This window comes from Pseudoduganella sp. GW821-FHT12E03 (genome assembly GCF_058807115.1).
The window spans coordinates 229,586-242,608 of the sequence record NZ_JBXAQJ010000011.1 but is presented as its reverse complement, the minus strand read 5'-3'; the positions used below and the strand labels follow the sequence as shown (position 1 = coordinate 242,608).

Below are 13,023 nucleotides of genomic sequence, written 5' to 3'. Positions count from 1 at the left end.
GCCGCCGGGCTTGGCGGGTCAGGCCAGCGCCCCCAGCGCGATCTTCGCCGCGCCGGCAATCACGTCGTTGCGCGTCTTGCTGTCCTTGGCCGCGCCGGTGTAGTACACCACCACCACCAGCGGCGCCCTGCCCTTGGGCCACACCACGCCGATATCGTTGGTGACGCCATAGGAGCCGCTGCCGGTTTTATCCGCCACAGTGGCGCCGGCCGGGCTGCCGGCACGGATGCGCTCATCGCCGGTCAGGGTGCCCACCATCCAGTCCACCAGTTGCTTGCGCTGCGGCACGGCCAGGGCGTCGCCCAGCAACAGGCGGTTCACCGATTGCATCATGGCGGCCGGGGTGGTGGTGTCGCGCGGGTCGCCGGGAATGGCGGAGTTGAGTTCGGTCTCCCAGCGGTCCAGCCGGAATGCCTGGTCGCCGATGGAACGGGCAAACGCCGTGACCGCTTCCGGACCGCCCAGCACTTTCATCAGCAAGTTGGCGGCGGCGTTGTCGGAAACCTGGATCGTGGCTTCGCACAGTTCCGCCACCGTCATGCCGTCGGCCAGGTGCTCTTCTGTTTCCGGCGAATACGTGACCAGGTCGGCCTTGGTGTACTTGATGCGGCGTTCCAGCAGACCGGTATCTTTCTGGCTGCGCGCCAGGATCGCCGCCGCCACCATGGTTTTAAAGGTGCTGCAAAACGCAAAGCGCTCATCGGCCCGGTGCAGTACCTGCTTGCCGCTGCCGGTATCGAGCACCGCCACGCCCAGGCGGCCGCCGGCGGATCGTTCCAGCGCGGCCAATTTATCGCGCGCCGCCTCGGACGCCAACGCCGGGGGCGCGAATGGCACGGCGGCCAGGGACAGTAAAACAGTGCGGCGGGTGGTGGAAAAAGTCATGGCGGGCGCCCAGGATGGAAAGCGCGCAATGATATCAGAAAAGCATCACGCAGCGTGTCCCGGCCGGCCCGCGTCCGTCACCCCCGATGTTGCATTTCCTGCAGCAGCGCCATCAGGATCTCCTGGTGGCTGCGGGCCGTCACCGGCGGCAGCGCCGATTCCGGCACCACCGCGCCCGCGTTGGCGGGCGTAGGGAAGAAATGGTCATAAATGACCTGTCCCCCGGCCGCCTTCGCGATGTCCGCCAGCCGCGCGTTGGCCAGTGCGGTCCCGGCGCCATGTTCCGTCATGGGCATGGCATACGGCGTGACGGCGCTGCCCGACTGGTAGACCGTGGCAAACAGTTTGCCGCCGACCACCACTTGCCCGTGCACCTGATCCGGGTGACTGGCGGCGTAGCGGGCGCCGGCGGCTTCGCGCGCCTGCATTTGCTGGTCATACAAGGCCATTTCAGCGATCTGTTCCGGGGTTGCCTGGATCACGCCCTGCCCGCCATTGCGCTCCAGCATCTCCGTCAGGCGCACCACCGGCCCTTCGATCCGGTAGCGCTCGCGGTCCTGTTCCGCCGCCAGTGCGCCGGCAAATCCGGTGGACGACGGCTTCGCGGCGGCCACGCGCCGCTGCGTGGCATCGAGCATCGCGTCATAGGCAGTCGTGCGGTTCAATCCGTGCAGGGTCATGGGGAGCTCCGGGTCACAGTGTAGCGATGTCAAAATGCATCGTGCCACATGGGAAACTAGCTGCCAAGAAATTCAGACGCCATGCAAGTGACCCTGCGGCGAGCCGCTGCCTTACACATCGGAAAATACAATCATTGCAATAGGAAAATTTTAGTTGCCCAAAATCCAGTCATCCTTGTACTATACACATACTTGATAGTGCGAGCCCCGATCCCGCAGTACTGTCAAAAGACCAACCCTCTTTTGAACAGGAATGCTACATGGGCAACGCAATGCGTGGCGGCCTCGCCGCGGCTGTACTCTCGACTCTTTTCCTCTCTTCTTTCGCACACGCCGGCCTGATCGGCACGGCGACGGTTTCCGACATCACCCTTGGCGGCAGCGCGGCGGACGGGTTCCGGTATGCCAGCGGCGTTAACCCGCAACAGGGTAAGTCCGGCAACACCAGTGGTTTCAACAGCGCCTTCGCCAGCGATGGCACGGCAAGCTGGGGCCTGCTGTCAAAGTTCACTTCATCGGCAGGCGACAACACGTCGGCCAGCGCCGGCGGCTTGCAACTGGTGTTCGATAAAACCGACACCCGCCACGGCACGTGGAGTGTCACCAATACCAATGCGGCGCAGGATCTCATCCTGGACCTGGTGTTCGCCATGCATGCCGGGAACGGCAGCGGCGCCTGGCTGTTCGACAACCAGTTCATCGGCGCCGGCGCCACGCTGTCCGGCGTGTGGAACCTGAATATCTTCAACGATGGCAAGCAATATGCGGATTACTCGAACCTGACCCTGTTCGGCCGCGACAGCGTGCTGACCGCGCCGGCACCGGTCGCCAAGCCCCCCGCGCCAGCCGCTGCGGCCGATCCCGCACCCGCCGCAACCGCCCCGGCAGACCCGTCCAACGCCACCGCCAAGCCCGATCTGAGCGGCTTCGCACCACCATCGGAAGCGGCAACGGCCCTGGGGCAAACCAGCGCCGCCGCGCTGATGCCGCACATCCTGGGCGCAAGCGGCAACAACGCCGCGGCCAGCGTCGGGGAACCCGCCAGCCTCGGCATCATGGCGGCAGGCCTGGCCCTGCTGGCGCTGACTGTGCGCCGCCGCCCGGCAAAGGCCGCGGCGGCGGCGAAAGCCGCTTAAGTGGCCGGCAAGAACCGCCCCCGCTCGGCCGCCTCCATCTGTTGCGCCAGCAGCGCTTCGATTTGCTGCGGCGGCACCGGGCGGCTCAGCCAGTAACCCTGCATTTCATCGCAGCCATTGGCCTGCAGGAAATCGCGCTGCTGCACGGTTTCCACGCCTTCGGCAATCACCCGGACATCGAGTTCATGGGCCAGTGAAATAATGGCGCGGGCAATCGCACGGTCGTCCGCGCTGGTGTCGAGGTCGCGCACAAAGGACTTGTCGATCTTCAGGCGGCTGATGGGGAAGCGTTTCAGCGACGACAGGCTGGAATAGCCGGTGCCGAAATCGTCGATCGACAGCGCCACGCCCATGGTTTCCAGCTCGCGCATCTTGGCGACCGCCAGGCCGACGTCGCGCATGATCAGGCTTTCCGTGACTTCCAGCTCCAATAAACCCGCCGCCAGCCCGCTGTCCCTCAGGGCATCGGCCACGCGCGCCACCAGGCGCAAATCGTCGAACTGGCGTGGCGACACGTTGACCGACATCGTCATCGGCGGCAACCCGGCCGCCTGCCAGGCGCGCGCCTGGCGGCAGGCCTGTTGCAGCACCCAGTCGCCGATGGCGCCGATCATGCCGCACTCCTCGGCCAGCGGGATGAAGATATCGGGGCGGATCAGGCCGCGCTCCGGATGCCGCCAGCGCACCAGCGCTTCCACGCCGAAGATCAAGCCGCTGCGCAAGTCGGCCTTGGGCTGGTATTCCACCAGCAGCTGGTTGTCATCGAGCGCCTTGCGCAAGCCATCGAGCAGCGCCAGCTTTTCTTCCAGGCTGCTGTTCATTTCCTGCGTATAGAACTGCACATTGTTCTTGCCGGTTTCCTTGGCGCGGTACATGGCCGCATCCGCGTTCATCATCAGGGTATCGGCATCCTCGCCATCGTGCGGATAGGTGGCGACCCCGATACTGCAACTGACGCGCACTTCCTGTTCATCCAGCACCACCGGCCCGATCACGGCTTCGCGCACCCGCTCCAGCAGCGATGCGGTGGGCGCCATGTCATTTTTTTGCTGCGGCAGCACCAGCACGAATTCATCCCCGCCGAACCGGCCCACCGTATCGTGCTTGCGCAGGCAGGCCGCCATGCGCGCCGCCACTTCCTTCAACAGCAAGTCGCCCGCTGAATGGCCCAGGCCATCGTTGACCAGTTTAAAACCATCGAGGTCGATGAACGCGACATGGACCGCATAGTGATCGCGCTGCGCTTCGGCAATCGCCTGTTGCAGGCGGTCGCTGATCAGGCTGCGGTTCGGCAGTCCGGTCAGCGCGTCATGCAAGGCCATGTGGAAAATGCGGTGTTCCGCTTCCTTGCGCTCCGTGATGTCGCGCACGATCATGACGGCGCCCCCCTCCACGCCCACCACCTGCGCATGGATCCAGCCGGCATTCAACTGCGGCATGGTGTTTTCCCATTCCTCCTGCAACACGCCGCCTTCGGTGGCGATCCGCACCAGGCCTTTGAAAATGCCGTTGTGGCGCACCTGCGGCAGCCAGTTGCACAGGGTTTGTCCCTGCAACGCCTGTTTGCTGTGGCCGCTCATCTGTTCCGCACGGCTGTTGGCGGTGGCGATCTTGAAGTCCGCGATCGCGCCCTGGTTGTCATGGATCGCGCGCAACACGAAGAAGGCGTCCATATTGGCTTCCGATGCGGCCGCATAGGTTTCCTGCGCGCGGCGTATGTGGCGCCGCGCCCGCGCGCCCTGCCAGATCCAGAACCAGGCCAGCGCCGCCACCAGCAATACCACCAGCGTGGCGGCGCCCGCTTCCACCAGCCGTTCCCGGCGCTTGCCGTAAGCCGGCGCCATTTGCTCTTCTTCGGACAGGCCCACCAGCACCGACAACTGGTAGCGCGGCAGCGCGCGCAGGGCCGTATAGCGCGGCACGCCATCCCACGTACTGGCCACCGCTTGCGCCGCCGCATCCTTGCCCGGCACGGCGCCGATCCGCTGTCCCCAGCTGACCTGTTCCCCCACCCGCAACACGCGCGCCACGCCATCGGCGCCCACCAGTCCCAGCACCCCGTGCTCGCCCAGGCGCGCCCGCTCATACCCGCTGGTGAAGTAGCCGGGATCGACTTCGACCACCACCACCCCGGCAAAGTCGCCTTCCGGCGTGTTCAGGCGGCGCGTGAAATGCAAATGCCAATCCTTGTTGGCCAGGTCGCGCATCGCTTGCGCGATATAGGTGGAACTGGTGCGGCGCTGTTGGTGATACTTGAAGTACTCTTCATTCGCGACGGAAATCGGTTCCGCGGCGGGATTGCTGGCGATGATGCGTCCGGACGCATCGGCAATGCTGACGACAAACACCAGCGCCGGCGGCAACAGGTCGTTTTGCTGCAGTTCCGGGATGGCGCCCGCGGCGCCCTTCTTTTCCACCGCGTATTTGAGCACCTTGAGCGTCTGTTCGATGCCCTGCAGGTTGCGCACCACTTGCGCCTCATAAGTGTCGGACAACTCCAGCAGCGAATCGCCCGCCACGGTGCGCGCGGCGTCCAGTTCACTGTCGATGAAATGCAGGGTGGCGGCCCAGATCGCACCCAGCAGCACCACGGTAAACAAGGGCAGCGAGGCATAGGTTTCCAGCGCCATGCGGCGCCAGCGCGCCGTGCCCCCGGCGTTGCCTGTGTCGGCCGGGCCGTCCATCAGTTCACCACCAGCACCACGCGCACGCTGGCATCGACCGCGGCCCGGTCGACATAGCCAATCGCGCCAGGGTTTTCCGCCACCGCCTTGCGCACCGCGGTGGAGCCGGACAGCTCACGCGGCGGCTGGCCACGGCCGGTGAAAATTCGCTTGGTCCAGTACGCCTTCATCAGCGCGGGCGTGCGCGACGCGACTTTCTGGTAAAACTCGTTGCGCACCGGCGTGTTCAGGGCCTGGTCCAGCGCCTGCACTTCCGCGCCATCGGGAAAGCGCGTGGCTTCGCCCAGGAAGATATCGGCCACCTGGTCGGCGCGCAGGGTCGCCACCGGATTGTGCGCGGAAACAATCACCACCAGTTCGGCGGCGCGCGCCTGCCCGCCCGGCGCCCCCAGCGCCACCGCCAGCAGTATTCCCCCCAGTGTAGACAGTCGCATGTGCCGCCCCGTCAAAACACGAAGTCCAGCAGCACGCTGGTCACGCCCGCGTGCCGCCCGGAACGGAAGCCCGGTTGCACGTTGATGAGCGTGCCGGACGAACCGTTGCGCGTATGCAGCCGATCATACTGCAGTTTCACCGCCATGCCGGGGCTGACATCCCAGCGCACGCCGACCGCCACGCTGTCCTGCTGGGGAATCGCGCTCAGGTAAGTATTCAGGTAACCGTTCAGGTAAGCCGCGGTGGCGGCCACGGCAGGGGGTAAACCGGACAGCGGCAGGCCGGCGATTTGCGTCGGCATCAGCGCATGGGAACGGGCCGCCTGCACATACGGTGTCCAGGCGCCCAGCCGTACCCCGCCACTGGCATAGGCGCCGTAAAAATCGCCCAGCGCCGAGTTGTAATTGAAGCGCCCCGCCTCGGCCATGACAAACCAGTCGCCCGGGTCATAACTGAGCCCCGCGTTGACAACCAGCACGCGCTTGTCCCGGATTTCATAGCGCTCGGCCAATTGCTGGCCAACCGGGCCAAACTGGCGCAGACCGCTGAACAGCTCTTGCCCGACATCGACCGTCAGCGACGCCGTGGTCACCCCGCCACGCAGCATCAGCGCGCCTGACGTCACCGTGTGGGCGATGCCGGCGATGCCCTTGCCATGGGCGGTGTAGCCCGGCCCCAGCTGGCGTTTGGTCGAACCGTAAAACACTTGCGTGGTGTGTTTCATGCCGCCGCCCTGCCACAAGTAGCTCGCATCCACGCCGTCGCTGCTCGATATCGGCAGCGCCCCGTACAGTTCCACCGGCGGACGCACCCACGGCAAAGCAAAACCCGCCTTGCGGTAATCCCCCGCCAAAAACATGGGCAAGGCGATGCGGCCGAGGCGCACGCTGAGTTCCGGGCTGGCCTGGTATTTCACATTGGCCCACTCCACCACCGGCTTCCAGGAATTTTGCAGGTTGCGTTCGGAGACCACTTGCAGCACGGCGGACCAGCGCTTGTCGAGATGGACACTGAGCTGGGCGCCCAGGCGGCTGTCGACTTCCGGGCTCCATTGCTTGCTGTAGCCGGCCTTGCCGGGATATAGCACGTTGGCGGCATAGTCGGCCTGCTTTTCCGTCGAGTGCACGGCGCCGATGCTGCCAAAGCCCTGGAACGACCAGCTTGTTGAATTGTCATCGGTTTGCGCGTGGGCGCAGGCTGCCGCGCAAAGGGCCGGCAGCGCCAGCAATTGTAAGAACTGTCGGGCAACTGGAGTCATTGTCAAAGCGTAAATGACGGCGGCGTGGCGCCGCCCGGACTGTGAAACCGCGCTACCTTAGTACGGGGCTCGAGAACAGTCTATAGCTTTGGCGGAGGGATTATTGGTCGGTACGGAGAAATGCGGGCTGGACACTGGAAAGTGTCCGATGGCAACAACAGGCGACGGGCTGAATGTGCACAGGCTGACAACCATGCGCATTCAACAACATCAATCGACAACATCCATGCGGCGCGGGCTAGGCCAGTGTTTTTTGCCAATACCCGACATCGAGCCAGCGCCCGAACTTGTAGCCGACTTCCTTGAAATGGGCCGCCTTTTCATAGCCCATTTTCTCATGCAGCGCCACGCTGGCCTCGTTCGGCAGCGCGATGCCGCCAATGACAAGGTGATAGCCGCCCGCGCGCAGGCGCCCGAACAGCGCTTCATATAGCGCCGTGCCGACGCCACGGCGCGCCGCGGCCGGCGCCAGGTACACGCTGCTTTCCACCGAATGGCGGTACGCGTGGCGCACGCGCCACTTGGTGGCGTAGGCATAGCCGATCACGGCGCCGTCCAGTTCCGCCACCAGCCACGGCAAGCCGGCCGCCTGCACGTCGGCGACCCGGCGCGCCATTTCGGCATCTTGCACCGGGTCTTCCTCGAAACTGATGGTGGTGTCGAGGATGTACGGGTTATAGATGGCGGCAATGGCTGCCGCATCGTCCGGGGTGGCGTCTCGCAGGTTCATCGGTTTGGCGTCTCATGTCTTGTTTGCAACATGATAGCGGGCGTTTACTTATACGTCACGTTCTCCACAAACGGCCCCAAATTCAGTATGTTCGGCGCTGGTCCCGTGATCTTGCGCCCCGCCACCGTCACGTTGTCCAGCACGATATTGCGCACCTTGCGCGACGCGTCATAGCCATACATGACGGATGCGCCGGCCGACCCTTCGCCCGTGTAGCTGACGTTGCGGAACGTGATGTTTTCGATGCCCCGGCCCGGGCTGGTGTTGTATTTCGGCGTATAGGCAATGTGCAGGTTGAACAGCATGCCCTCTTCGATGCGCTCGACGCGGATATCCTCGAACACGACGTCGCGCACCAGGTTGTCGTCACCCGCCATGATGCCGAACGCGCCTTCGTATTCCGGATCGTCTTCGTCATGCTCGAGCACGTCGATGTTCGAGAAGCGGATCCGTTCCAGCACTTCCGCTTCCGGGTGTTCCTTGGTCGGCGTATTGCCGTGGATGCCAATCATGACGGCATGGGCCACGTCCGCCCACAAGGTGGAATCGCGCACGGTGATGTCGCGCGTATTGCCCCAGGTGTCCCAGCGGTGGTTGTACAGGGTGATGCAATCGTCGGAGGTGCGCACGAAACTGTCGGCGACGGTGACCCGCTCGCAGGCAAAGTGGCCCAGCCCGTCCGACCACTGGCCGCCGCCGATGGTGCGGATGCTGCGTTCCTCGAGGTCTTGCGAATTGAAGCACGCCATGGTGCCATGCAGCTGGTTGATGAATATCGGACCATCGATCGACACGTTGCGGGAGCGCCGCACCTGCATCTGTCCCGCCGCCATGAACAGGCCGTCGCTGACGACTTTCACGTTCTCCACGCCATCGATGATCAGCGGATTTTTCAGCACCGCCGCGCCATCGATATACACGCGGGTATTCGAGCGCAAACGGAATTCGCCTTCATGCAGGCCGGGGCCGAAATACACGACCGGCTGGGTAAAATCCGGTGTTTTCCCCTGCCCGGTCGACATGCCCGCCACCGGCTCGGCCGGACGGGGCATGTCCTTGCGGATCGCGTGCGTGAACAGGTGCAGATTGTGGTGGCGGTCGCCGTCGAATTCCACACTGAGGTTGTCCGGGCGCTGCAAGGTGAAATGCACGGTGTTGCCTTTCACCGTGTATTTGATGCCGCGCGCATCGGGACGGATCGCGACTTTGGAAAAGTTGCCGTTATTCTTATGCACCGACACTTCCACCGCGCCGTCAAAGTTGAAGTACACCATCGACGCATCCTTGACGGGCTTGTCCAGGTCCACCTTGACGTTGTACTCGTACAGGTCTTGCCATACGCCGCCCGGCGTGCGCACCTTGACCGTGTAATCGTCATTGTGGTGCGTGTAGCGCATCGCTTCCGGGAACGGGAATACCTGCAGCGCGTTGGCCGCCGCATTGGCCGCCTGCGCGGGCGGCAGCGCCGCGCACAGCATCAGGCCCGCCAGGGCCCACCAGCGTTTCATCATGAATCGTCTCCTTGTTAATTATGGGGTAATGCGGAAATAGTCAAAGTCCGCGTAGGCTTTATTGCCGGCGGCGGCCGGCGTGGTGGTGAACAGGCCCACCTGCGCCCCGACCCAGCGGCCGACACCGGCCCGGAACGGCTGGCCGACCGGCGTGAAGCGCTGGTTGTCGGTACTGTAGGAAAACTGCGCCATTGCGCCTTCGCCCACCCGCACGCGCAGGTACACCGGTTGCGCTCCCACCGCCGCCACGGTTTCAAGCTGTTCCACGCAAGGCAGCGCGGGTTGGTCACAGGTGGCGTACACCAGTTGCGTCGCATTGCCCTGGCGCCGCAGGCCCAGCCACGCGTAGCGGATCCCCAGCACCACCAGTCCGGCGCGCTGGCCTTCCTCGCCACTGAGCGACAGCACGGTATCGGCGGCAAAGGCTGGCGCGGGGAATTTCTGGGTCAGCACCGAGGGCACATCGCGCAAGCTGCCGCTGCCGGCCGGCGCTTGTGAAAACAGCCGCAACTGGCCGGGTTTGGCCGCCAGCGTGTACCAGTTGGACTTGAAATTGGCATTCCACTGCCACTGCAAACCCAGCGCCTTGCCGGTAAATTCATCGGTGGTGGCAGGATTCAATACGCCCCGGTTGGCGCCGGCCGGTTTCGCATGTTGCAGCACCGGTTCGCCCACACCATCGCCATCCGGATCGGCGCCAATGACCGGCCAGCCATCTTTCCACGCCATCGGCTGCAAGTGCACCACGCGGCCATAGGCGGCCTTGTCCTGGAAGTGGTAAAACCAGTCGCGCCCGTCGACGCCGTCGACCCAGGCGCCCTGGTGCGGGCCGTTAATCGCCGTCATGCCCTGCGCCATCACGATCCGGTCTTCATACGGCCCTTCGATCCGGCGCGCACGGAATACCGCCTGCCAGCCCATTTCCACCCCGCCGGCCGGTGCGAACACATAGTAATAGCCGTCCTTCTTGTGCAGCTTCGGCCCCTCGATGGTGAAATAGCCGGGCAGCCGGTCGCCGTGGATGATGTCGCGGCCCTTGTCATCGAGCAGGCGGCTGGCGTCCGGCGCCATGCTGCGCAGGGTCAGGATATTGTTGATGCCGGCGCGGCTCTTGGCCCAGCCATGTACCAGCCACGCCTTGCCATCGTCATCCCACAGCGGCGCCGGGTCGATAATGCCTTTACCGGCCAACAGCAACTTCGGCTGGCTCCACGGCCCGGCAAACTGTTGCGCCGTCATCACATAAATGCCCAGGTCCGGGTCCGGCCAAAAGATCCAGAATTTGCCGTCATGGTGGCGCAGGGCCGGCGCCCACACGCCCTTGCCGGGCTGCGGCTTGTTAAAAAAATCCTGCGGCGGCAACGCGGCCAATGCATGGCCCACCAGCTCCCAGTTCACCATGTCCGACGATTGCAACAGGGGCAAGCCGGGCGCATTGCTGAAACTGGACGACGTCATGTAAAACATGCCGCCAACGCGGATCACGTCCGGATCGGAATAGTCGGCATGCAGGATGGGATTGCGGTATTGGCCATTACCCAGGTCGGCCGACCAGGGCAATGACGGCTGGGCCGCCGCGTGGAACGCCGCCGCCAGCGCCGCACCGGCCAGCCACCATTTTTTGCCAGGGTTCTTCAACATGCCTCCGATGTATTTCTGTATTTCCTGTAATGCCGTTTGCCCGGATAGTGAAATTGCCCTGGCATTTTTGGCTGACTGGATTATTATATTTGTTATCGATAACAGGTGGCAAGCCATTTACTGAAAAACGAAACCATGCCAAATCAATATAGCTCGATGCAAAAGTCACATAAGAAATAGTAGGTCACTTTCGCCTAAGATTTTCTCTTGACGCAAGAACAGGGACCGGCGCGCAGCGCACGGCGCCCATCCAGAGACAACATCCTTACCGTGAGCCTTTCATGAGCACATTTTCCACCTTGGACCTCGTGGTCTTCCTGTTTTATTTCGTTTTGGTGGCCGGCTACGGCATCTGGGTTTACCGCCGCAAGCAAGCCGGTTCCGGCTCGGCTTCGCATGACTACTTCCTGGCCGAAGGGTCGCTGACCTGGTGGGCCATCGGCGCCTCGCTGATCGCCTCCAACATCTCGGCCGAACAATTCATCGGCATGAGCGGTTCCGGTTTCAAGATCGGCATGGCGATTGCCGTCTACGAATTGATGGCGGCCGCCACCCTGGTGATCGTGGCCGTGTTCTTCATGCCGGTGTATTTGAAAAACCGCATTTACACCATGCCGCAATTCCTTGAACAGCGCTATGGCAAGGCCGTGGCCACCACCATGGCCTTGTTCTGGCTCGGCCTGTACGTGGTGGTCAACCTGACCTCGATCCTGTACCTGGGCGCGCTGGCGATTTCCAGCCTGTCGGGTATCGCCCTGCTGCCGTGCATGCTGTTCCTGGCCATCTTCGCCGCCATCATCACCCTGGGCGGCATGAAAGTCATCGGCTATACCGATGTGATCCAGGTGACCTGCCTGGTGATTGGCGGCCTGGTGACGACCTGGCTGGCGCTGGACCTGGTGGCGGCCCTGGGCGGCAAGCAAGGCGCCGTGGCCGGCTTCTCCGAACTGTTCGTGCGCGCCGGCGAACACTTCGACATGGTGCTGACCCGCGACAATCCCAACTACATGGACTTGCCGGGCCTGTCGGTCCTGATCGGCGGCATGTGGATCGTCAACCTGAACTACTGGGGTTGCAACCAGTACATCACCCAGCGCGCGCTGGGCGCCGATCTGCCGACCGCCCGCAAAGGCTTGCTGTTCGCCGCCTTCCTGAAATTGCTGATGCCGGTGATCGTGGTCTTGCCAGGCATTGCCGCCTACGCGCTGGACAAATCCGGCTCCCTGGGCGACGCCATGCGCGTCGGCGGTGAAGTCAACCCGGACCGCGCCTATCCTGTCCTGCTGAACCTGCTGCCATCGGGCTTGAAAGGCATCGCCTTCGCCGCGCTGACCGCCGCCGTGGTGGCCTCGCTGGCCGGCAAGGCCAACAGTATCGCCACTATCTTCACACTGGACATCTATAACAAGACGTTCAACAAGCAAGCCACCGAGCAGCGCATGGTGTGGATCGGCCGCGTCAGCGTGGTGGTGTCGATGGCGCTGGCCGTGCTGATCGCGCCGATGCTGGGCATCGACAAGAAAGGCGGCTTCCAGTACATCCAGGAATACACCGGCTTCGTCTCGCCCGGCATCCTGGCCATGTTCCTGATGGGCTTCTTCTGGAAGAAAACCACGTCCGGCGCCGCCATGTTCGCCACCGTGGGCGGCCTGCTGGGCTCGATCGTGCTGAAATTCCTGCCGCAAATGATGGACCTGTCGTTCCTGATCCCGATCGGCTTTGCCAAGGTCACAGAAGCCGGCGTCGCTGAAATCCCCTTCCTGGACCGCATGTTCATCGTGTTCTGGTTCGTGATCGCCGGCATGGTGCTGATGAGCAAACTGGCGGAAGCCAAGCGCCAGGGCAACACCAAGGCGCTGCAAATCGACACCTCGCTGTTCCGCGTCGACGGCGCCTTTGCGTTCGGTTCGGCCGTGATCGGCGTGGCGCTGGCGGCGATTTACGGCATGGGCTGGTGATGCACTGGGCATGACACGGGAAAAACAACGCGGCGGTGCGCCGCGTTGGTCCAACCCATGAACGGGGGCGGCGCTTAGGCGGCCGCCCCTTTGCTTTTAGGACCT

General features: G+C 63.7%; 10 protein-coding genes. 2 read left to right on the top strand and 8 right to left on the bottom strand.

Annotated elements, in window-relative coordinates; genetic code table 11:
* Window positions 1-18: 18 nt before the first annotated feature.
* Together bla and AC1RRC_RS26140 are read right to left on the bottom strand one after the other, a co-directional pair.
* Window positions 19-885 carry a class A beta-lactamase gene (gene bla / locus AC1RRC_RS26145; RefSeq protein WP_493058532.1) on the bottom strand — a complete coding sequence of 289 codons (867 nt, stop codon included), beginning with the start codon at window positions 883-885 and terminating at the stop codon, window positions 19-21.
* A gap of 77 nt (window positions 886-962) precedes the next feature.
* Entirely contained in the window at window positions 963-1,565 is a 603-nt protein-coding gene (locus AC1RRC_RS26140) for a hypothetical protein (RefSeq protein WP_493058531.1), read from the bottom strand.
* A 260-nt stretch (window positions 1,566-1,825) separates the two neighbouring features.
* Here AC1RRC_RS26140 and AC1RRC_RS26135 point away from each other — a divergent pair, with 260 nt between their 5' ends.
* On the top strand, window positions 1,826-2,701 hold the full coding sequence (locus tag AC1RRC_RS26135; protein WP_493058530.1) for a hypothetical protein: 876 nt from the start codon (window positions 1,826-1,828) through the stop codon (window positions 2,699-2,701).
* Here AC1RRC_RS26135 and AC1RRC_RS26130 read toward each other — a convergent pair.
* The 6 genes from AC1RRC_RS26130 to AC1RRC_RS26105 form a co-directional block, all read right to left on the bottom strand.
* On the bottom strand, window positions 2,698-5,385 hold the full coding sequence (locus AC1RRC_RS26130; protein ID WP_493058529.1) for a bifunctional diguanylate cyclase/phosphodiesterase: 2,688 nt from the start codon (window positions 5,383-5,385) through the stop codon (window positions 2,698-2,700). The genes AC1RRC_RS26135 and AC1RRC_RS26130 overlap by 4 nt on opposite strands.
* Complete coding sequence (locus AC1RRC_RS26125) at window positions 5,385-5,819, bottom strand: type 2 periplasmic-binding domain-containing protein (RefSeq protein ID WP_493058528.1); 435 nt, start codon at window positions 5,817-5,819, stop codon at window positions 5,385-5,387. Before AC1RRC_RS26125 ends, AC1RRC_RS26130 begins: the two co-directional genes overlap by 1 nt.
* Window positions 5,820-5,830: 11 nt before the next feature.
* Window positions 5,831-7,078 carry a hypothetical protein gene (locus AC1RRC_RS26120; protein ID WP_493058527.1) on the bottom strand — a complete coding sequence of 416 codons (1,248 nt, stop codon included), beginning with the start codon at window positions 7,076-7,078 and terminating at the stop codon, window positions 5,831-5,833.
* Between the two features lie 238 nt (window positions 7,079-7,316).
* Entirely contained in the window at window positions 7,317-7,808 is a 492-nt protein-coding gene (locus AC1RRC_RS26115; RefSeq protein ID WP_493058526.1) for an arsinothricin resistance N-acetyltransferase ArsN1 family B, read from the bottom strand.
* A gap of 44 nt (window positions 7,809-7,852) precedes the next feature.
* Entirely contained in the window at window positions 7,853-9,319 is a 1,467-nt protein-coding gene (locus AC1RRC_RS26110) for a glycoside hydrolase family protein (RefSeq protein WP_493058525.1), read from the bottom strand.
* A gap of 18 nt (window positions 9,320-9,337) precedes the next feature.
* Window positions 9,338-10,960, bottom strand: coding sequence for a glycoside hydrolase family 43 protein (locus tag AC1RRC_RS26105; RefSeq protein WP_493058524.1), 1,623 nt, complete (start codon window positions 10,958-10,960; stop codon window positions 9,338-9,340).
* Window positions 10,961-11,241: 281 nt separating this feature from the next.
* Between AC1RRC_RS26105 and AC1RRC_RS26100 the strand changes: the two genes are divergently transcribed.
* Window positions 11,242-12,918 (top strand): sodium:solute symporter family transporter, encoded by a 1,677-nt coding sequence (locus AC1RRC_RS26100; protein ID WP_493058523.1) that lies wholly within the window; start codon window positions 11,242-11,244, stop codon window positions 12,916-12,918.
* The last annotated feature ends 105 nt before the right edge of the window (window positions 12,919-13,023 follow it).